Origin of the sequence: Pseudomonas sp. BIGb0176 (genome assembly GCF_024810175.1) — a bacterium.
In the GTDB taxonomy this organism is placed as follows: Bacteria; Pseudomonadota; Gammaproteobacteria; order Pseudomonadales; family Pseudomonadaceae; genus Aquipseudomonas; species Aquipseudomonas protegens.
The window spans coordinates 993,330-1,014,447 of record NZ_JANUEC010000001.1 but is presented as its reverse complement, the minus strand read 5'-3'; the positions used below and the strand labels follow the sequence as shown (position 1 = coordinate 1,014,447).

The window sequence follows — 21,118 nt, the reverse complement described above, 5'->3', positions numbered from 1 at the left end:
ATGAACCTGTCCCCCCTCAATCGCCGGCGCTTCGAGCGCTTCAAGGCCAACAAGCGCGGCTGGTGGTCGCTGTGGCTGTTCCTGGTGCTGTTCGTCCTCAGCCTGGGCGCCGAGCTGATCGCCAACGACAAGCCGCTGGTGGTGCACTACGAAGGCGGCTGGTACTTCCCGGCCCTCAAGCGCTACCCGGAAACCACCTTCGGCGGCGAATTCCCCCTGGAAGCCAACTACAAGAGCCCCTACATCCGCGAACTGCTGGCGCAGAAGGATGCCTGGGTACTCTGGGCACCGATCCCCTTCAGCTACCAGAGCATCAACTACGACCTGCGGGTGCCGGCCCCGGCGCCGCCCTCGGCGGACAACCTGCTGGGCACCGACGACCAGGGCCGCGACGTACTGGCCCGGGTCATCTACGGGTTCCGGGTGTCGGTGCTGTTCGCCCTGACCCTGACCATTCTCAGCTCCATCATCGGCGTCATCGCCGGCGCCCTGCAGGGCTTCTACGGCGGCTGGGTGGACCTGGTGGGCCAGCGCTTCCTGGAGATCTGGTCCGGCCTGCCGGTGCTCTACCTGCTGATCATCCTCGCCAGCTTCGTGCAACCCAACTTCTGGTGGCTGCTGGGGATCATGCTGCTGTTCTCCTGGATGAGCCTGGTGGACGTGGTGCGGGCCGAGTTCCTGCGCGGGCGCAACCTGGAGTACGTGCGCGCGGCCCGGGCCCTGGGCATGCAGAACGGCGCCATCATGTTCCGCCACATCCTGCCCAACGCCATGGTCTCCACCATGACCTTCATGCCCTTTATCCTCACCGGCGCCATCGGCACCCTCACCGCCCTGGACTTCCTCGGTTTCGGCCTGCCGCCGGGGGCGCCATCCCTCGGCGAGCTGGTGGCCCAGGGCAAGTCCAACCTGCAGGCGCCCTGGCTGGGCATGAGCGCCTTCGCCGTGCTGGCGATCATGCTCAGCCTGCTGGTGTTCATCGGCGAATCCGCCCGCGATGCCTTCGACCCGAGGAAATGACATGACCCAGGACAACCTGATCGAAGTCCGCGACCTGGCGGTGGAGTTCGTCACCGGCGAGCACCGCCAGCGGGTGGTGCAAGGCGTCAGCTTCGACATCAAGCGCGGCGAGACCCTGGCCCTGGTGGGCGAAAGCGGCTCGGGCAAATCGGTCACCGCCCACTCCATCCTGCGGCTGCTGCCCTACCCTCTGGCGCACCACCCCAGCGGCACCATCCAGTATGCCGGGCACGACCTGCTGACCCTGAAAGAGAAGACCATCCGCCATATCCGCGGCAACCGCATCGCGATGATCTTCCAGGAGCCCATGACCTCGCTGAACCCGCTGCACAGCATCGAGAAGCAGATCAACGAAGTGCTGGGCATCCACAAGGGCCTGACCGGCAAGGTCGCCACCCGGCGCACCCTGGAACTGCTGGAGCTGGTGGGCATCCCCGAACCGCACAAGCGTCTCAAGGCCCTGCCCCACGAGCTGTCTGGCGGCCAGCGGCAACGGGTGATGATCGCCATGGCCCTGGCCAACGAGCCGGAACTGCTGATCGCCGACGAGCCCACCACAGCCCTGGATGTCACCGTGCAGCTGAAGATCCTCGAGCTGCTCAAGGAACTGCAGGCGCGCCTGGGCATGGCGCTGCTGCTGATCAGCCACGACCTGAACCTGGTGCGGCGCATTGCCCACCGGGTCTGTGTCATGCAGAAGGGCTGCATCGTCGAACAGGCATCCTGCGAAGATCTGTTTCGCGCGCCGCAGCATCCCTACACCCGGGAACTGCTGGCCGCAGAACCCAGCGGCCTGCCGGCGGCCAACGAGATTGGCCCGCCGCTGCTGGAGGTTAACAACCTCAAGGTCTGGTTCCCGATCAAGAAAGGCCTGCTGCGCAGCACCGTGGATCACGTCAAGGCAGTGGACGGCATCCACTTCAGCCTGCCCCAGGGCCAGACCCTGGGCATCGTTGGGGAAAGCGGCTCGGGCAAGTCGACCCTGGGCCTGGCGATCCTGCGCCTGATTGCCAGCCAGGGCGGCATTCGCTTCGAGGGCCAGCAACTGGACAGCCTGACCCAACAACAGGTTCGGCCGCTGCGGCGGGAAATGCAGGTGGTGTTCCAGGACCCTTTCGGCAGCCTCAGCCCGCGCATGAGCGTGAGCCAGATCGTCGGCGAGGGCCTGCGCATCCACAAGATAGGCAGTGAACAGGAGCAGGAGCAGGCCATCATCGAAGCCCTCAAGGAGGTCGGCCTGGACCCGGACACGCGGCACCGCTACCCCCATGAGTTCTCCGGCGGGCAGCGCCAGCGCATCGCCATCGCCCGGGCCCTGGTGCTCAAGCCGCGGCTGATCCTGCTGGACGAACCGACTTCGGCCCTGGACCGCACGGTGCAGCGCCAGGTGGTGGAACTGCTGCGCACACTGCAAAGCAAGTACAACCTGACCTACTTGTTCATCAGCCACGACCTGGCGGTGGTCAAGGCCCTGAGCCACCAGTTGATGGTGATCAAGCACGGCCAGGTGGTGGAACAGGGGGACGCCGGGGGCATCTTCGACGCCCCGCAACACCCTTACACACGGCAATTGCTGGAAGCCGCCTTCCTGGCTCCGGCAAGCGCCGAATAACCTGAAACAGGAGTAGCAACATATGGGTTTTCTCGCTGGGAAGCGTGTCCTGATCGTTGGTGTCGCCAGCAAGCTGTCGATCGCCTCCGGCATCGCTGCCGCCATGCATCGTGAAGGCGCCGAGCTGGCCTTCACTTATCAGAACGAAAAACTCAAGGGCCGGGTCGAGGAGTTCGCCGCAGGCTGGGGCTCCAGCGCCGAGCTGTGCTTCCCTTGCGATGTGGCCAGTGACGAGCAGATCGCCCAGGTCTTCACCGCGCTGGGTAAAAAATGGGACGGCCTGGACTGCATCGTCCACTCCGTGGGCTTCGCCCCTGGCGACCAGCTCGAAGGCGACTTCACCGATGCCACCACCCGCGAGGGCTTTCGCATTGCCCACGACATCAGCGCCTACAGCTTCGTGGCCCTGGCCAAGGCCGGTCGGGAAATGATGAAGGGCCGCAACGGCAGCCTGCTGACCCTGTCCTACCTGGGCGCCGAACGCACCATGCCCAACTACAACGTGATGGGCATGGCCAAGGCCTCCCTGGAAGCCGGCGTGCGCTACCTGGCCGGCTCCCTGGGCCCGGAGGGCACCCGGGTCAACGCCGTTTCCGCCGGGCCGATCCGCACCCTGGCGGCCTCGGGGATCAAGAACTTCCGCAAGATGCTGGCGGCCAACGAGGCGCAAACCCCGCTGCGGCGCAACGTCACCATCGAAGAAGTCGGCAACGCCGGCGCCTTCCTCTGCTCGGACCTGGCCTCGGGCATCAGCGGCGAGATCATGTACGTGGACGGGGGTTTCAACACCACCGCCATGGGCAACCTCGACGAGTGATCTGCGGCGGTGGCGAGGGGGCTTGCGCCCTCGCCACCCTGCCCCTTCCTGCTCATTGGAAAGGCCAAACATGAAGCTGTGCTATCTGTTGCTCGCGCTGTTTCTAGCCGGCTGCGACAACACCCAAGATACCGCCTCGAATAAAACCCGGAGCAGCGTCGCACGCCTGCACATCTCCTTGGGCACACCGGTTGCCGAGTTCCTGGAAAAGAGCCCGGTGAGCTTTACCGCCGACTGCCTGGATGCGGTCCACCTATGTTGGTATGAGGCGGATCGTCAGGGAGCACTCCTTGACCTGAGCCTGGCCCAGCCCGAGGGCACGCTTGAACTGGATCAGGTGGCCGGGCTGCTGATTGCCGTTGATGGCAATACCTCAAACACCATCCAGGCATTGAACATCGACCTTCGCGGGCTGCCGGACAACAGCACTCACAAGGCCAACAAGGCGCTTGTCTATAACCTTCTCAGGACGTTGAAGAACGCTGGATGGCAAAAATACTACTTCCCTTCCGACCCCCGAATAGCCGCTGGCGAGTTGCACAAGCTGGACTGGAAGGAAAGCCTCCTGGGTACCCAGCCACTCAGCCACCCGCTGTTCGATGCCAACCATGAGATGAGCCTTGAGCAGTGGCTGGGCAACAACATGTTCTATGACTGGTATCTCTATCACGGCAACTACATTGCGCATGTCCGAGCCCTGCGCTACGACTCGAAAAGCGCCCCCCTGCAAAGCGCTGTCTACTTGATAAGCCTGAACCTGATGTCCCTGGACACGTTCTGGACCCGCGACTTTGCAGAGGCACAAAGAGCCCAATGGAGGACCCTGTTCCCTGCGCATTTGAAAGAACGGCTGCAACGTCGCTCAGAAGTTGAAAGCCGGGCCAGGGCGGCCGGGGTCGACATCGAGGAAAGCTATAGCCCACCGCTGATGGAGCGCGGCCAATAGCGCCCTGCCACTGACGCCCTTCCCTGCCCCGCGTCACCGGGCAGGGCTTGGCGGCAGCAACCCTCAGCGAGCCCGCTTGCTCGCCTGCTTGTGCAGGTACATGGCCTTGTCGGCGTCCGCCAGCAACGCCTCGATGTCGGGATGGCGTTCGGCGTCGTATTCGATCTGGCCGACGCTGAAGCGGATGTCATAACCCCGCTTCAAGGTGGCATTGCGCTCGTCGAGAATCTCCCGCAGGCGCGCCATGATCGCCGAAGTCTCGATATGGTCGGCAGCGGTCAGCAGGGCCACGAACTCATCGCCCCCCAGGCGGCCGATCACATCGCTCTCGCGAAAGGCGATGCGCAGCACGTCGGCGAAGGTCTTCAGGGCGCCGTCGCCTTCGGCATGGCCGTAGGTGTCATTGATCTGCTTGAAGTCGTTGAGGTCGAAGAACAGCAGGGTCGCCGGTTTTTCCAGGCGCTTGCACACCCCCAGGGCATGCCGGGCCAGGGCCTCGAAGCCGCGGCGATTGGACAGCAGGGTCAGCTCGTCCATGCTGGCCATCTGCACCGCCGCCAGTTCCTGCTCGGCCATGCGCGCCAGGTCCCGTAGCAGTGCCCGATCCTCGTCGTCCAGGTCGCGGGGCTTGATGTCGATCAGGCACAGAGTGCCGAGCTTGCTGCCATTGGTCACCGTCAGCGGGCAACCGGCATAGAAGCGGATGCCCGGCGCGCCCACCACCAGCGGGTTGTCGTGGAAGCGTTCGTCCAGGCCGGCGTCGGGCACGGTGAGGATCTGGTCGCCGAGGATCGCGTGGCCACAGAAGGAAATGTCCCGCGAGGTTTCGCTGACGTCGAGCCCCACGCAGGACTTGAACCATTGCCGGTCGGCATCCACCAGGCTGACCAGGGCAATGGGCACGTTGAACAGACGCTTGGCCAGCCGGGTCAGGCGGTCGAAACGCTCCTCCGGTGAGGTGTCGAGCACATTCAGCTCCCGCAGGGTCTGGATTCTCAAGGCCTCATTGTTGGGTTTGCTGGGATACAACATCGCTGACTCCATTCGCGGCTAAGATTCCAAGCGTAGTCCAGAATAACGACGGCTTATCATCTAAAGCGGCGCGGCAGGAGCCAGTGGGCAGGTGGCCCTCACAACCGGGGGGCCAACAGAATCCTCCCGTAGCCAGCCACGAACACGGCAAACGCCAGGCCTGCCAGCAGCGCTGAAAGGCCCAGCCCCAGGCTGCTGAACGGCACCAGCAGGACCCGGCACAGGGCCGCCAGGAACAGCAGCGCAAAGCCACCGGCCATGGCCCGCGAAGCCTGCAGGGGCCGGCCACTGTGGCCGAGGCTGACCCGCGCCACCATGCCCAGCACCAGCCCGCCCAGGCCACCCACCGCCAGGGCATGGGTCACCAGGCTCTGGGGTATCGACCAGCCCAGGTGCCAGAGGGCCATGCCCAGGGTTGCCAGGGCCAGCCACCCGTAGGCCAGGTACAGCGACCAGAGCAGCGGCACCCGCCACACCCCCGGCCGGTGCCAGCGCCACAAGCGCCAGCCTTGCAGCCCCGCCAGCAGGGCGAACAGCGGCGCCAGCCACCCGCGGGGAGCGTCACCGCCGCCCAGGGCCATGGACAACGCGGCCAGCAGGCTGCCCACCAGCAACACCCGGGTCGGCCAGGGCGATGTCGGCGCCTGGGGGGGCAGTTGCAGCCCGCGCTGGATGAAGAAGGGAATCACCCGGCCGCCGATCACCGTCATCAGGGTCGCCACCAGCCACAAGGCGCCCAGTTCGCCGCGCCGCTGCCAGCTGTCCTGGTGTTCCAACAGGCCCCACAGGGTCAGCCCCTGAAACAGCGCCAGCAGCCCCAGGACCAGGACCATGGGGTAGTTCTCGCGCTTGCCGGCGCACCACAGCTCGCGCCCGATCACCGCCGCCAGCAACGGCATGAACGCCAGTTGCACCACAACGAACAGCGGGCCCGGCAGCGGCAGCCACCAGGCCAGGCGCCCCGCCAGCCACAGCAGCCACAGCAACAGCAACGGCGTACGGCTCAGGCCCGGGCGGCCGGTCCAGTTGGCCACCGCCGTCAGCAGGAAGCCGGCAACGATCGCCACGGCAAAGCCGAAGAGCATTTCGTGACGGTGCCAGGCCAGCATCCCGGCTACCGGTTGCAGGCCCGCCAGCGCTCCATGCAGCCACAGGCCCCACCCCACCAGGGCAAGGCAGGCGAAGCCGGCGCCGGCGAGGAAGAACGGGCGGAACCCCAGGCTCCAGAGGGGCTGGCCGGTCCAGCGGTGCCAGGCTTCAGGCAAAGACACAGGCAGCCCTCCCCTGGCACTGGGCCATGCGCCGCTGGGCCAGCAGGCGCATGACATAACCGATCTTCAACAGGGTCGGCCCGATAATCACCAGGCTGTGCATCAGCACCAGGGTGGCGATAGGCAAATGGCCGGAATGGACATAGGCGGCGTACACCCCCAGGCCCAGCAACAGGCTGCCCGACCACAGCAGCGCATTGGACAGGTGCAATACATGCAGCGGCGAATCGAAGTAACGGCTCATGTCGACAACTCCTCGAACACACAATGGCATGACTGGCCCTTCACGTTTCATGCCAGCGCGCAGAGCCCATAAAACCGGGCCCTGCCACCTCAAGAGTCTTTATGACCAGATAAAGAAGAAGTCATAAAGACCGCCAACGCAGTCAATATGACTGCATTTTTCCCCGCTGCCCTTTTTCGCCGGCAAGGGCTGATTGCCCCTCTTGAGCCAATCCCCCCTCTGCAGGAGCGAGCTTGCTCGCGATGCATCGGAAAACGTCGCGCACTTCCTTTAGACCCGCGTTATCGTTGACGCCCATCGCGAGCTCGCTCGCTCCCATACAAGGATGTCGCCGATGCCCGAAGCTTCCTCCCCCGCATCCGAAAAGAGCCTGTCACGCCTGTTGCTGGAGTTGCTCTGGCAGTTGGCCGCCCTGCTCATCCCGATCTTCTTCGTCACCCTGCTGCCGCCCCCGGCGGCCCTGGGGGTGTTGCTCGGCTGCGCAGCGGCGATGACCCTGGCGGCGCGCCTGGGCTGGCCTAAAACCGCCCGCGGCCTGGCGCGGCTGATGATCAGCGCCGCGTTCGGCCTGGGCTTCAGCCTGGGCCGGGCCCTGCCGGCCTACTGGGATATCGCCGCCGCCTTCACCAGCATCTTTGCCGGGCTGGCAGCGGTCAGCCACCTGGAACGCCGCCTGGGGCTGGTGCAGCCGAGCCCCACACCGATCAGCGCCTGGGGCGGCAACGAACCGCAACAGACCCCGGAGGGCCAGCCGATCCGGGTGTTCAACCACGGCGAGATCGCCATGGGCGGGCCCACCTATTGCGACTACCTGTTCCCCGATGGGGTGCTGCTGCAAGGGCTGGGGTCCTCGGCGCGGTTTTCCAGTGACGGGCGCTACTTCGCCGCGCCGCTGCCTTCCAGGCAACACTGGGGGCTGGCCATCCTCGACCGTGAACAGCGCCGCCTGTACCGCTGCAACCGGGAACACTTCTGGGAGCTGGATGCCTTCAGCGCCGACACCCTCAGCGGCCGCCACAGCCCGCTGGTGGACAACGGCCAGCACCAGGCCAGCCTGAACAGCCTGCTGCAGGAGGCCGAATGCGTCGAACTGGTGGCGGTAGCCGATCTCTGGCTGGAGCCGGGCCAGTGGCTGGAGGCCCTGGCTCGCCAGGATTTCGAAGAAAGCGCACCCCACGGCAGCCACCGGCTGCACGCCAGCCTGGCGCTGCCGGCCAGCCTCAGGGCCCTGGAGCAACCCCTGGAACCCCTGCGCACGCCGCCCTATCGCATAAGTATCGACGGCCAGCCCAGCGGCTTGCTGCTGCGGGCGGACGCACCCCGCATCTGGCGCGACGACGGCCGGGCCCTGGCCTGCATCGCCCACGAGCAGGCGCAGCCTGAGGCCGCGTGCTGCTGGCTGTGGCAGGCCGACAAGGGCTGGCGGGCATTGCCCGCGCCCTGGGTCGCCAGCCATGCAGAACCATCCTTCTACCCTGGCCCGCTGCTCAGCCTGGATCGCCACTGGCTGGGCTACAGCGCATACCTGGACCTGGCCGAGGCGGACCACGGGCGCTACGGCTATCGCTTGCACAGTACCCACAGCGACAGCGAAACCGGCGTCGGCCATGACCGGCAAGGCTGCCTGCAAGTGGCGCCACTGCCGCTGACCCGCACCCAGTTGCTGCAGCCCCTGGACGGCAGCGGGGCCCGGGGCGAAAGCCGGATCCAGTCCCAGCCCCTGCTGGGCGAGCAGCGCGCGCTGTTCAGCTGGCTGACGGACAACCCCCGGGGCCTGGGTGCCTACCGATGCCAGATCGGCACCTGGCAACTGCCCGGGTGCTGGTTGCTGGACCATCGGGTTTCCGATTGCCAGCGCTACCTGGCCCTGCTGCCCTGGAGCGAGACCCTGGATCTGGCCCCCCAGGTGGTGGTGGTGGACCTGCAACAGCAGCGCCTGATCTACAGCCCGGCACTGCTGGCGGCGCGCCTGCTGGACTTTCGCCAGGGCCGCCTGAGCCTGGCCGTGCTGGTCGGGCGCCTCGACCCGGACCACGCCAGCAGCCCGCTGCAACGCTTCAACCGGCCGGCGCCCGCACCTGAACACGCCGCGGCATTCTGCACCGAAGGCCCGGCCTCGCAGCCCTGCTATGAGCGCCAGGACTGGCAGGTGATCGATGACCAATTGCAGCCCGTGGCGCCCTGGCGCCTGGTGGATCGGCCTCAGGCCGCGGTCGCCGAGGGTGACTTTATCCAGCCTGCCCCCGATGGCCGCGACGCCGCGTGGCTGTTTGGCAGCGAAACCGAGTACGCCGACAGCTGGCTGCGGGAAACCAGCCCGCGGCTCGGCGGCCACCTGCTCACCGCCTCCGGCTGTGCAGTAGGCGATCTGGCCCCGTCGCTGATCTGGTCCAGCGACGCCCGCTACCTGGCCTTGACCCGGCTCCGGCTCGGCGCCGGCGACCCGCAGCAGGGCTACCGCGTCTGGCAGTTGCTGCTGCTCGATGTGCAGGAACGCAGCCTGCGCATCGCCCCCGACTGGCTGCGCCACCGCCCGCTGTTCCAGCACTTCGATGCCCGGGGCCTGGCGCTGCAGCTGTTCGAGCGGGATTGGCAGGCGGCGGACGATCCCGATCCGGGCCGCAGCCTGGAGTGGGCACTGGAAGACCTGTTGCGCCTGCCTGCCGAACCCTTGCGTGAACACCAGGGGCTGTGGCTGAGCGCCACCGACTGGCCCCAGGCCCGGGCGTGGCAGGCGCTGCGCCGCCCGGCGCACCCGGCCTTCCGCGCCGAGGCTTGAGCCCCGGGGTCAATCGGCCTTCAGTGCCTGGGCGTCCCGCGCGCGCTGGCTGACGAAACCGGGGATCTGCTCCCCGGGCAGGGATTTGCTGTAGTACCAGCCCTGGATGGTCAGCTCGGCACTCGATTGCAGGAAATCCAGCTGCTCGCGGGTTTCCACCCCTTCCACCACCACTTTGAGCTTGAGGGTTTCGCAAAAACGCAGCAGGCCGTTCAACACCTGGGCGCCCTTGGGTTCACGCTGGGCGAGGACAAAGCTGCGGTCGATCTTGATCCCGTCCACCGGGAACTGGTGCAGGTAGCTCAGGGCGGAAAAGCCGGTGCCGAAGTCATCGATATAGACCCGGGCGCCCAGCGCATGGAGCTTGCCGATCCATTGCTGGGTCAGCAGCGCATCGCCCACCAGGGCATCCTCGGTAATCTCCACCGACACCTGGCCCTGGGCCCGGGCCAGAATCTCCAGCAGGCGCTGGCCATGTTCCCGGGAGGCCAGGGTGGCGCTGGAGATGTTGATGGTGATGGGCAGCTCGAAGCCGACCTTGCGCCACGCCAGGTGCTGGCGCACCGCCTGGGACGCCACCCAGAAATCCACCTCGGGCATCAGCTTGGCCTGGCCCAGCCACTGCAGCAGTTCCCAGGGCGACTGCACCTTGCCCTCGCGGTCACGGGCGCGGATCAGCGCTTCGCAACCGCTGCACAAGCCGCTGTCCTTGATCACCTGGGGCTGATACTCCAGGTGGAAGTCGTAGTCGCTCAACTGCTGGATACGGGCCAGTTGCAAGGACTGCTGGGCGGCCTGCTGGTAGGACGCCACCATCGGGTCCAGCTCGAACAGCCGGCCCCGCTCCTCCAGGCCATGGAAGGTGGTGTCGAAGGTTTTCAGGTAGACCTGGGCACTTTGCTCGCCCTGGCGCTGGATACTGCGCACATAGGGCATGTAGATCAGGATTCCGACCCCTAGCAGCAGCCCTTGCAGCAGCACCGCGCCCCAGTCGCCCTGGGTGCTGAGGTAGGCATTGAGCAGCACCGGCGAGGTAAAGGGCAGGCTCACCAGCGCCGGGCTCACCCACCCCAGTTGCACCACCAGCAGCGCCAGGCAGGCATTGACCATCGGCACCAGCATGAACGGTACCAGCAGGCGCGGGTTGAGGATGATCGGCACACCGAACAGCAGCAGTTCGTTGACGTTGAACAGCGACAGCGCCAGGCTCGCCAAGGCCAGCAGACGCATGGAGCGGTTGCGCGAGAAACCGAGGATCGCCAGCACCAGCGCCAGGGAACCGCCAGAGCCGCCAATGAAGGCAAAGCAGCCCAGCAGGCCGCTGTTCAAGGCATAGCGCAATGGCCGGCCAGCGGCCTGATCCGCGGCGTTGAGCGTCACGGCCTGGTCCATCACATCCATCAGCGGCTGCATGGCATGGGCGCCATGAATGCCGAAGAACCACAGCAGCGAATTGGTCGAGGTCAGGAAGATCGCGTTGAGGTAGGGGTTGTCCAGGTCGTCGATATCGATCGGCCGCTCGACGTAGGCAAAATCATGGAACTGCAGCAGCAGTTGCAACACGCAGACCAGCACCAAAGAGGTCACCATCCCCGGCAGCACCATGTTGATGGTGCCCTTGAGGTTGTGCCCCACCAGCCCCTCGTCCACCAGCCGGGTCCAGCGCTGGCGGTGCAGCCGGGCCATCAGCGGCACATTGACCAGGGGCGAGGCAATGGCGATGAACAGCACGAAGGTCGCCGCCGCCCGCGGGTAGTCGCGCAGCAGGTAGATGGCGATCACCACATGGGACAGGCAGAGGAAGGCCACCGGAAGTTGGGGCAGGCGGTATTTGATCGCCAGCATGTAGCCGATGGACGCCGCCACCAGCAGGGGAATGATCGAACTGATGCGGTTGTGCAGGCCGGTCAGCAGCTCCACCAATGCTGGCGGCGCACCCAACGCCTGGGCGCACTGGCCGAGGATCAGCAGCAGCGCCGAGACCAGCAGGCACGGCAGCAGCCACAACAGGCCTTCGCGGATCGAGCGTAATGACTCGGCACCCGCCAGGAGTGCCAGACGATGGGTGAAAAACAGCTTGAACCCCACGTTTCGCATAAGCCCCGCCCCTTTGCCGCTGCGCGTCCGATACCCCCCGGACGTTGCCGCCCGCCCCATGGATACGCAATGCAGCGCCAGGCCATGACAAGCGAATACCGGCGAAGATACCACTGAAGAAACCCCATTCAGCAAGCACTGAATGGCCCCGATCCCAGTCTTTTATCGTCCTGTTCGCGCCAGGCTTGACTGCCCGCGCGGCCACCCGCTCAAGCACGGTCGATTGCGCCAGGGCGCGGCGATATCGTTTGCAGGGGTCGATGGCTTTTGTTTTAATCGCGATCAATTCCCATTTACAACCAGATCGCCAGCGGACACGCCTCCTTGCCCTCCACGCCTCTCGCCAGCCCGGACTCGGTCCACAGCCTCTACGACGCCCATCACCGCTGGCTCTACGAGTTGTTGCGCCGGCGCCTGAATCACGCCTGGGACGCTGCCGACCTGGCCCACGACATCTTTGTCCGGGTGCTCAAGCGCCCGCCGGTGCTGCGTGACGAGGTCCACCAGCGTTCCTACCTGGCCACCGTGGCCCGGGGCTTGTGCATCGACCACTGGCGGCGCCGGCAACTGGAGCAGGCCTGGCTGCAGGCGCTGGCTGCACGCCCGCAGGCGGTGCAACCCTCGGCGGAGCAGCAGGCAATCATTGTCGAGACCCTGTACGAAGTGGACGCCATGCTCAGCCGCCTGCCGGCCAAGGTGCGCTCGGCCTTCATCCTCGCTCAACTGCACGGCCGGCCCTACCAGGCCATCGCCGATGAGCTGGGGGTATCGGAGCGCATGGTGAAGAAGTACTTGGCCCAGGCCCTGCTGCATTGCGCACTGCTGGAGGCCGAACTCGACGGCCTGCTGGTGGACTGAACCATGGACCCTCGACCCGGCGGCCGGCTCAGCCACGCCTGCCTGCAACAGGCCGCGCACTGGTACGTGCAACTGCAGGACCAGGGCAGCAGCGACGAACAGCGTCGCCAGTGGCAGGACTGGTTCGAGCAGAGCGCGGAACACCGCCAGGCCTGGAGCTATGTCGAGCGGGTCAGCCAGCGCCTGCTGCCATTGCAGGAGGCCAACACCCGCCCATCCGCCAGCCGCGCCCTGAGCGCCGCCCGACGTCCGGCCCTGGCACGGCGCCAGGTACTCGGTGCACTGCTGCTGGCTGGCCTGGGCTGGGGCACCTGGCGCAACAGCCCGCTGCCCCAGGCCCTGAGCCGCTGGCGTGCCGACTACGCCACCGGCACCGGGGAAGTCCGCGACACGCTGCTCAGCGACGGTACGCGCCTGTGGCTCAATGCCCTGAGCGCGGTGGATGTGCGCTACAGCACCGAGCAGCGGCTGCTGGCGTTGCACCTGGGGGAGATCCTCATCGACACCGCCAAGGACCCGCGCCGGCCATTCCTGGTGCAGACCGAACACGGCCGCCTGCGCGCCCTGGGCACGCGCTTCAGCGTGCGCTGCGGCGCCAGCGACAGCCTGCTCAACGTCTACGCCGGCGCGGTGGAGGTACGCAGCGCCAGTGGCTTGCAGGTGCAGGTGGTGAATGCCGGCCAGCAGCTGCGCTTCGATGGCCGCACCCTGGGGCCGCTGCAGGCCGCCAGTGCCGCCCGCGAAGCCTGGAGCCACGGCCTGCTGCTGGCCGACAACCTGCCCCTGGAGCAACTTCTGGAGGAACTGGGGCGCTATCGCAACGGCCACCTGGGTTGCGACCCGGCCATCGCCCAACTGCCGGTGATGGGCTCTTTCCCCTTGCACGACTCCGACCAGGCCCTGGCCCTGCTGGAAGCGGCGTTGCCGGTGCGGGTCAAGCGCCTGGCGTCCTGGTGGGTGACCCTGGAGCCACGTACCTGAAGCCGGAAAAATTTTTTCACCTGGCAGGTTCCCTTTTTCCGACGCCCTTCGGTTAACCCGGTAACAGTCCTCACATTGCCGACCCACAAGGGAACCCCATGCCATCACCCCGTCGTTCGCGCCTGCCCTTTCATACCCTGCCCCTGTGCACCGCACTGCTGTGCGGCGCCGCGCCCTGGGCCCACGCTGCTGCCGATGCGGGCCAGAACCAGCCCCAGGCTGAACGGCGCAGCTACAGCATCGGCCCCGGGCCGCTGGTCACGGTGCTCAACCGCTTCGCCGAGCAGAGCGCGGTGTTCATTGCCGGGCACAACGACCTGGCCGTCGGCAAGCAGAGCCCCGGCCTGAACGGCCGCTACAGCGTCGCAGAGGCCCTGCAACTGCTGCTGGCGAACTCCGGGCTGCAAGCCCAGGCGGTCAGCGGCGGCTATGTGCTCAAGGCACTTCCCGCCACCAGCGGCCCGCTGCAACTGGGCACCACGCAGATTTCCGCCCAGGGCCTGGGCAGCGTCACCGAAGGCAGCCAGAGCTACACCACCGGGGCCAGCGCCTCGGCCACCGGCCTCAACCTGTCGCTGCGCGAAACCCCGCAAACGGTGACGGTGATCACCCGCCAACAGATGGACGACCAGGGCGCCACCAGCATCGCCGACACCCTGCGCCGGGCCCCCGGGGTCAGCGTGCAGAACTACGACAGCGAGCGCTGGGAGTTCTCCAGCCGCGGCTTGCCCATCACCAATTTCCAGTACGACGGGGTCAACGCCACCTACGACGGGGTCTACGACTACGGCACCACCAGCACCGACATGGCGACCTTCGACCGGGTGGAAATCATCAAGGGCGCCACCGGCCTGATGACCGGCTCCGGTGACCCGTCGGCCACCGTCAACCTGATCCGCAAGCGGCCGACCAAGGAGTTCAAGGCCTCGGTCACCGGCACCGTCGGTTCCTGGGACAACTACCGCAGCGAAGGGGACATTTCCGGCCCGCTGACCGAAACCGGCAACCTGCGCGGGCGCTTTGTCGGGGTCTACCAGGACCGCAGCTCCTACCTCGACCACTACCAGAACACCAAGGACATCGCCTACGGCGTGCTGGAGGCCGACCTGACCCCCGACACTCTGCTGACCCTCGGCCTGGACCAGCAGAACACCCGCTCCCGGGGCGCCACCTGGACCGGCTTCCCGATGTACTTCAGCAACGGCTCGCGGACCCACTTCTCCCGCTCGTTCAACCCGGCCACCGACTGGAGCCGCCGCGACTTCAAGAACCAGACCCTGTTCACCTCCCTGGAACAGCAACTGGCCAATGACTGGACCCTGAAGGTCAGCTACGACCACCTGCGCCGCCAGCACGACACCCTGCTGGGCTCGGCCAGCGGCGGCAACCCGGACCAGGCCAGCGGCGACGGCATGTTCATGTACATGGGCAAGTTCAAGGGCGACCAGCGCCAGGACAACCTCGACATCAACCTGCACGGCCCCTTCAGCCTGTTCGGCCGCGAGCACGAGCTGATCGCCGGCTTCATGCTGATGAACGCCAGACAGGACATCCCGGTCCACGGTTCGGTGTACCCGCCAGTGGGCGGCAGCATCTACGACTGGCGCGGCGAGTTCGCCAAGCCGGACATCCCGAAGATCGGCGACAACGACATCCTCCAGCGCCAGACCGGCGCCTACCTGGCCACCCGCCTCAAGCCCACCGACGACCTGGCGGTGATCCTCGGCACCCGGGTCAGCGACTTCAAGGGCATCGACAACACCCGCTACCTCGACCCCAACAGCCCCGACGCACGCCAGCGCTACCAGCAGACCGGCGTGGTCACCCCCTATGCCGGGCTGGTCTACGACCTCAACGATAGCTACTCGCTGTACACCAGCTACACCAGCATCTACCAGCCGCAGATGAGTAAGGACATCGACGGCAAGATCCTCGACCCGGTGCAGGGCGACAGCTACGAAGCCGGGATCAAGGCCGAGTACCTGGATGGCCGGGTCAACGCCAGCTTCGCGGTGTTCCACACCGAGCAGGACAACGTCGCGCAACTGGTGGACGGCTGGGGCATCGACGCCATCTACCGCCCGACCAAAGGCGCGACCACCAAGGGTTTCGAGGTCGAGGTGGCTGGCGAGCTTAGCGAAGGCTGGAACCTGTCGGCCGGCTACAGCTACAACCACACCCGCGACGCCAATCACGACTACGTCTACGGCTCGGTGCTGCAGAGCACCGAACCGCAGCAGGTGGCGCGGCTGTTCAGCACCTACCACCTGCCCGGCGCCTGGGACCGCCTGACGGTGGGCGGCGGGGTCAACTGGCAGAGCCAGTTCTTCGGCAAGGTGTACCAGCCCGACCCGAGCGATACGGTCAATGGCGGGCATGACTCGCGCATCACCCAGGACGGCTACTTCCTGGTGGATGCCATGGCCCGCTACCAGTTCAGCCAGCACCTGAGCTCGACCCTGAACGTGAAGAACCTCTTCGACAAGAAGTACTACACCGGTATCGGCAACTTCAGCACCGGCTTCTACGGCGAGCCGCGCAGCCTGCAACTGGCCACCCGCTGGGACTTCTAGCCCCGCGCCGATCCACGGTAGCCCGCTCCGGCTGCGGGTTGACTACGCTTGTGCGAGCGTGCTCAACCCGCAGAGGAGCGCCCCCATGCAACGCATCCAGACCATCACCCCGTGCCTGTGGTTCGACCATCAGGCCCACGAGGCCGCACAGTTCTACTGCTCGATCTTCGAGCACTCGCGCATCACCCACGTCAGCCACTACGGCAAGGCCGGCTTCGAGTTCCATGGCCGCGCCGAAGGCTCGGTGATGAACGTGGCGTTCGAGCTTGACGGCCAGGGCTTCAGTGCCCTCAACGGCGGCCCGGCGTTCACCTTCAACGAAGCGGTGTCGCTGCAAGTGCACTGCCGCACCCAGGCCGAACTCGACCACTACTGGAATGCCCTGGGGTTTGGCGGCCCGAAACAGGCCCAGCAATGCGGCTGGCTCAAGGACCGCTTCGGGCTGTCCTGGCAGATCGTGCCGCAGACGCTCGCGCAGATGATGTGCGACCCCGACCCGGCCCGTTCCGAGCGAGTGATGCAGGCCCTGCTGGGGATGAAAAAACTCGATATCGCGACGCTGCAACGCGCCTTCGACGCGCGAAGCTAATACACTCGTGGCCGGTCCTTGAGCGATGGATATGGCCTTGACGAAAACCGCCCCGCCCTCTGCAGACGCCCCCCTCTTCTGGCGCGATGCGGCCCTGCCCTTCATCGAGGCCCGCTCCATCGCCGACGGGCGCAAGGTCTGCTATTGCGCTCATGCCCATGAGCAGTTCTCCATCGGCTGCATCACCGCAGGTGTCAGTACCTACGTCAGCGAGCAGACGCAAAGGCAGGTGGGCGCCGGCACCGTGGTGCTGATGAACCCCGGGGTGGTCCACGCCTGCAACCCCATCGACGACCAGCCCTGGTCGTACCGCATGCTGTACGTCGACACGCCCTGGCTGACCCGCCTGCAACGTGAACTGGGCGTGAGCCCCGAGTTGCAGTTCCAGCCCTTCGAAGAAACCAGCAGCGACGACCCGCAACTCTTCGCCGACCTCGAGCAGCTGTACCACGCCCTCGTGGACCCACAGGCCGAGACGCTGCACAAGCACAGCTGCGTGGTGGCGTTCTTCAGCGAGCTGCAACAGCGCCTGAACCCAGCCAAGACCCCGCCCCGGGAGAACAACCACAAGCTTGAGCGGGCCGCGCAGTTCATCCGCCAGCACTGTACCGAGCCCCTGGACCTGGAACAGATCTGCCAGGCTGCGCAGCTTTCGGCCTCCTACCTGATCCGCGCCTTCAAGCAGCAGTACGGCATGGCGCCCCATGCCTACCTGGTCAACCGGCGGGTGCAGTTCGCCCAGGCCCGCCTACGCCAGGGCGTGCCGATCGCCGAGGTGGCGCAGGCCGCGGGCTTCGCCGATCAGGCGCACTTGCAGCGCGCGTTCAAGCAGCATCTGGGGGCCACCCCGGGCCAGTACCAGGGGCCGCGACGGGCCAGGCGCGGCGAACCCCAGGCCCACTGACGCCCAGTTGCATTCAAAGCAGCAGGCAGGCCGCGCTGATTGCCAGCAAGGCGGCCATGGCCCGGTTGAACAGGCGCATGCCCGCCGGGTTGCCCAGGTAATGGCGCAAAAAACTGCCGGCATAGGCCCAACAGGCCACCGACAGGTAGCAGATGACTAGGTACACCGCCGCGAACAGCCACACCAGCCGCGCCTCGCCATCGGCGGCGAAGGCCCCCATGCCGGCCACGCAAGCCAGCCAGGCCTTGGGGTTGAGCCACTGCATCAGGGCGCCATACCAGGCCGACGGCGCCCGAGGCTGGCCCTCGGTATCCAGCCGGCCATCGTCCCGGGCCAGCTTCCAGGCCATGTACAGCAGGAAGGCCACGCCGGACAGGCGGATACCCTGGGTCAGGGCCGGCCACTGGCGCAGCAGTTCGTGCAGCCCCAGGCCGACCAGCACCAGCAACAGGACAAACCCCAGGGTGGCCCCGGCCACATGGCGCAGGCTGGCCCGGAAGCCGAACCGCGCACCGCTGCCCAGGGCGACGATGTTCACCGGCCCCGGGGTAATGGAGGCCGCCAGGGCAAAGGCCGCCATGGAAAACACTACGCTCATCACTTGCCTCTTTGTCTCTGTGGGTTGGAGCCGCACAGACTACGAGGCCGGGGTGAGGCGGTATTGAACAAAACTACCCTGCCGGTGACGGGCTGTCGTGACACCGCGCAGGCCGCGACGAACTTGTGGATCGCGCCCGGCAATCAACTATTGAATCGGGTCACCAGTGCATTGAGTTCATGGGCGGTGGACTCAAGGTCGCCACCAATGCTGCAGGAGTGCACGGCAATATCGGCATTCTGGTCCGAGACCCGGGCGATATTGCTGATCTGCTCGGAGATTTCCTCGGCCACATGGGCCTGCTGCTCCGACGCCGCGGCCATCTGCTGGCTCATCTGGTGAATGCGCTCCACCGCCGAGTTGATGCCGTCCAGCGCCTGCTGGGTGCTGACTACCTGGGTCACCCCGGAGCGCGCCTCCACGCTGCCCTGGCGCGCCACTTCCACGGCCTGGCCCGCCACCTGCTGCAGGCTCTGGATGATGCGCTGGATGCTCTGGGTCGATTCCCGGGTCTTCGACGCCAGGGCCCGCACCTCATCGGCGACCACGGCGAACCCCCGGCCCTGCTCGCCGGCCCGCGCCGCCTCGATGGCTGCATTCAAGGCCAGCAGGTTGGTCTGCTCAGCGATCGAATGGATCATGTTCGCCGCCACCTGGATCGACTGGGTTTCCTGCGCCAGGCCTTCCACCGACTGGCTAATCGCATCCACCGTATCCGCCAGTTTCTCGATCACCACCCGGGAACGGCGCGCCTCCTGGGAGCCCACCTGGGTCAGCTCGTTGACCTGGTCGGCCGCGGCGGCGGTGTCATGGATGTGCACTGAAACCTCGGCGATCGACGAAGCCATCTGGTTCATCGCCGTGGCCGCCATGTCGGCTTCGTCGCGCTGCTTGCCCAGGGCCGACTCGGCCTGGCGCGACAGGTTCTGGCTGGTGGAAGCCAGTGACGCCGCCTGGTTGGCGTAGTCCCCCAGGCGGCTGAGGGCGGTACGGATCTTCGCCGCCTCGCTGATCAGGATCATCTGCAGGCGTGCCACCGGGCCTCGCTCATCGGTATAGGTGCGGGCAATCAGCTCGCTGTCGAAACTGCCCAGGGACACCGCGCTGATGCGCCCCAGCAACTGCCCGGTGCGGTAGGCGCCGTGGGCCTGCACGGCAAAGAGCCCGAGCAGCGCCACTCCCAGCCCGGCCCAGGGCCCGGCCAGCCAGCCGGCCATGGCGCTGGCCAGTACCGCCAGCAGCGGCGGCAGCACAAACACCCCGGCGCCCAGCAGCCGATGGCGCCAGGGCGTGGCCAGGCGGGTGCTGCGCAGGTGCGAGTACAGGGCGGCGGCGCGCTCCACCTGCTGGCGCTCGGGCTTGACCCGCACCGATTCGTAGCCGGCAATCACGCCCTGGCTGAATATCGGTGTGACATAGGCGTTGACCCAGTAATGATCACCGTTCTGGCAACGGTTCTTGACGATGCCCATCCAGCTCTTGCCGTCCTTGAGGTAGGACCACATATGGCCGAACACCGCTTCGGGCATGTCCGGATGGCGCACGATGTTGTGCGGGCTGCCAATCAGCTGTTCGCGGCTGAAACCGCTGACCGCAACGAACTCGTCATTGCAGTAAGTGATCTTGCCATGGGTATCGGTGGCGGAAATAAGCCGTTGTTCGGCAGGAAACACCCGCTCACGCTGCGTCACCGGGAGATTGTTTTTCATTTGAAAAACCTCGCAGGAAGTCTGGTAATTGCTCGTCATGATCAAACAGCAACTGGCGCATCCTGCGATTACCCGAAGACTTCTTCTGCGTACCTGCAGAACTTTCCCGAGCCTGATGAGCAATCCACTACAACAACTGCCCAGCGCCCGACCGAATCGAGTTTAGATAGCACTTTTAATCGCGCTATTGCCTCCAGGGAAATAACTTCCCTGGCAACGGAACTAGATTCAACACTCTTGACCTGGATCAATACTTAGCCTGGCAAGCAATGCCCCGGCCGCCCCTGGTTGAGAACCGATGGCCCATCACCTACCTTCTCCAGGCCCCTAAGCCATAGAGCCGCGCCAATGCCTGCCTCCTGCCAAGAAACTGCCCGCCTGCTACTGCGCGCCCCGACCCTGGACGACCTGCCCCAGGCCTGTGCCATCCATGGCGACCCGCAGACCAACCGCTTCAACCCCAACGGCCCGATCAACGCTGCCGCCTGCGCCGACAAGCTGCACGGCTGGATCGAACACTGGCAGCAGCACGGTTTCGGCTACTGGGCCATCGCCCTGCGCAGCGACCCGCAACGGCTGATCGGCTTCGGCGGGATCATGCAGGGCTTCTTCGGCCACGAGCCGGGGCTGAACCTGTACTTTCGCTTGCGCCCCGAGGCCTGGGGCCAGGACTATGCCGCGGAAATGGCCCGGGCCGCCCTGCACCTGGCGTTCAGCGAACTGCATGCACCGCGGGTCACCGGCCTGGTGCGCCCCGACAACCTGCCCTCGCGGCGCGCCCTGGAGCGCCTGGGGCTGAGCCTGGACGGCGAACTGGATGATTTTCCCGGCCAGGCGCCGAGCCTGCTGTACCGCATCAGCGCGCCGGACAACCCAGGCCCGGGCTAAGCCTCAGGGCAGGCACCCTGACAGCCTGCGCGGCGGATTCAACGGATTCGAGGATTGACAAAGCGGTCGCCGGCTTTTAAAACTGGGCGCCTGATTCTTGAGCCTGCAGCGACCATGTCCCCAGCCACGCCCTTCATCCTTCGCACCATTGGCCTGTCGGCCAAGGTCGAGGCGCGCGTGGCCTGCAGCTCTAAATCGAA

General features: G+C 66.2%; 17 protein-coding genes. 11 read left to right on the top strand and 6 right to left on the bottom strand.

From position 1 onward, the window contains the following. The 4 genes from M2395_RS04390 (at position 1) to M2395_RS04375 (ending at position 4,395) form a co-directional block, all read left to right on the top strand. A complete protein-coding gene (locus M2395_RS04390) occupies positions 1 to 1,020 on the top strand; it encodes an ABC transporter permease (protein ID WP_011061586.1) in 1,020 nt (339 codons plus the stop codon). A gap of 1 nt (position 1,021) precedes the next feature. Continuing rightward, entirely contained in the window at positions 1,022 to 2,632 is a 1,611-nt protein-coding gene (locus M2395_RS04385; RefSeq protein ID WP_011061587.1) for an ABC transporter ATP-binding protein, read from the top strand. Between the two features lie 22 nt (positions 2,633 to 2,654). Continuing rightward, positions 2,655 to 3,449: an enoyl-ACP reductase FabI gene (gene fabI, locus M2395_RS04380; protein ID WP_015635823.1), complete on the top strand. Its 795-nt coding sequence runs from the start codon at positions 2,655 to 2,657 to the stop codon at positions 3,447 to 3,449. Positions 3,450 to 3,519: 70 nt separating this feature from the next. Continuing rightward, a complete protein-coding gene (locus M2395_RS04375; protein WP_019095502.1) occupies positions 3,520 to 4,395 on the top strand; it encodes a hypothetical protein in 876 nt (291 codons plus the stop codon). 63 nt (positions 4,396 to 4,458) lie between these two features. Here M2395_RS04375 and M2395_RS04370 read toward each other — a convergent pair whose 3' ends face one another. The 3 genes from M2395_RS04370 to M2395_RS04360 form a co-directional block, all read right to left on the bottom strand. Continuing rightward, complete coding sequence (locus M2395_RS04370; protein ID WP_019095501.1) at positions 4,459 to 5,427, bottom strand: sensor domain-containing diguanylate cyclase; 969 nt, start codon at positions 5,425 to 5,427, stop codon at positions 4,459 to 4,461. 98 nt (positions 5,428 to 5,525) lie between these two features. Further along, positions 5,526 to 6,698, bottom strand: a complete 1,173-nt coding sequence (locus M2395_RS04365; RefSeq protein ID WP_041752290.1) for an NnrS family protein — start codon at positions 6,696 to 6,698, stop codon at positions 5,526 to 5,528. Beyond that, positions 6,685 to 6,942 (bottom strand): hypothetical protein, encoded by a 258-nt coding sequence (locus M2395_RS04360; RefSeq protein WP_041118491.1) that lies wholly within the window; start codon positions 6,940 to 6,942, stop codon positions 6,685 to 6,687. The genes M2395_RS04365 and M2395_RS04360 overlap by 14 nt, the downstream gene beginning before the upstream one ends. 334 nt (positions 6,943 to 7,276) lie before the next feature. Between M2395_RS04360 and M2395_RS04355 the strand changes: the two genes are divergently transcribed. Next, positions 7,277 to 9,721: a hypothetical protein gene (locus M2395_RS04355; protein ID WP_123430683.1), complete on the top strand. Its 2,445-nt coding sequence runs from the start codon at positions 7,277 to 7,279 to the stop codon at positions 9,719 to 9,721. 9 nt (positions 9,722 to 9,730) lie between these two features. Here M2395_RS04355 and M2395_RS04350 read toward each other — a convergent pair whose 3' ends face one another. Continuing rightward, positions 9,731 to 11,818: an EAL domain-containing protein gene (locus M2395_RS04350; protein ID WP_011061594.1), complete on the bottom strand. Its 2,088-nt coding sequence runs from the start codon at positions 11,816 to 11,818 to the stop codon at positions 9,731 to 9,733. 324 nt (positions 11,819 to 12,142) lie between these two features. Here M2395_RS04350 and M2395_RS04345 point away from each other — a divergent pair, with 324 nt between their 5' ends. From M2395_RS04345 to M2395_RS04325, 5 genes are all read left to right on the top strand, one after another. Beyond that, positions 12,143 to 12,676: a sigma-70 family RNA polymerase sigma factor gene (locus M2395_RS04345; protein WP_011061595.1), complete on the top strand. Its 534-nt coding sequence runs from the start codon at positions 12,143 to 12,145 to the stop codon at positions 12,674 to 12,676. Positions 12,677 to 12,679: 3 nt separating this feature from the next. Then, on the top strand, positions 12,680 to 13,657 hold the full coding sequence (locus M2395_RS04340; protein ID WP_077934219.1) for a FecR domain-containing protein: 978 nt from the start codon (positions 12,680 to 12,682) through the stop codon (positions 13,655 to 13,657). Between the two features lie 98 nt (positions 13,658 to 13,755). After that, positions 13,756 to 16,230: a TonB-dependent siderophore receptor gene (locus M2395_RS04335; RefSeq protein ID WP_123430682.1), complete on the top strand. Its 2,475-nt coding sequence runs from the start codon at positions 13,756 to 13,758 to the stop codon at positions 16,228 to 16,230. Between the two features lie 85 nt (positions 16,231 to 16,315). Then, positions 16,316 to 16,819 carry a VOC family protein gene (locus M2395_RS04330; RefSeq protein ID WP_015635832.1) on the top strand — a complete coding sequence of 168 codons (504 nt, stop codon included), beginning with the start codon at positions 16,316 to 16,318 and terminating at the stop codon, positions 16,817 to 16,819. 25 nt (positions 16,820 to 16,844) lie between these two features. Then, positions 16,845 to 17,723 (top strand): AraC family transcriptional regulator, encoded by an 879-nt coding sequence (locus tag M2395_RS04325; protein WP_015635833.1) that lies wholly within the window; start codon positions 16,845 to 16,847, stop codon positions 17,721 to 17,723. Between the two features lie 13 nt (positions 17,724 to 17,736). Here the strand turns inward: M2395_RS04325 and M2395_RS04320 are convergent, their stop codons facing one another. After that, complete coding sequence (locus M2395_RS04320; protein ID WP_015635834.1) at positions 17,737 to 18,321, bottom strand: LysE family translocator; 585 nt, start codon at positions 18,319 to 18,321, stop codon at positions 17,737 to 17,739. 143 nt (positions 18,322 to 18,464) lie between these two features. Beyond that, complete coding sequence (locus tag M2395_RS04315; RefSeq protein ID WP_015635835.1) at positions 18,465 to 20,030, bottom strand: methyl-accepting chemotaxis protein; 1,566 nt, start codon at positions 20,028 to 20,030, stop codon at positions 18,465 to 18,467. 348 nt (positions 20,031 to 20,378) lie between these two features. Between M2395_RS04315 and M2395_RS04310 the strand changes: the two genes are divergently transcribed. Then, entirely contained in the window at positions 20,379 to 20,918 is a 540-nt protein-coding gene (locus M2395_RS04310) for a GNAT family N-acetyltransferase (RefSeq protein WP_123430681.1), read from the top strand. The last annotated feature ends 200 nt before the right edge of the window (positions 20,919 to 21,118 follow it).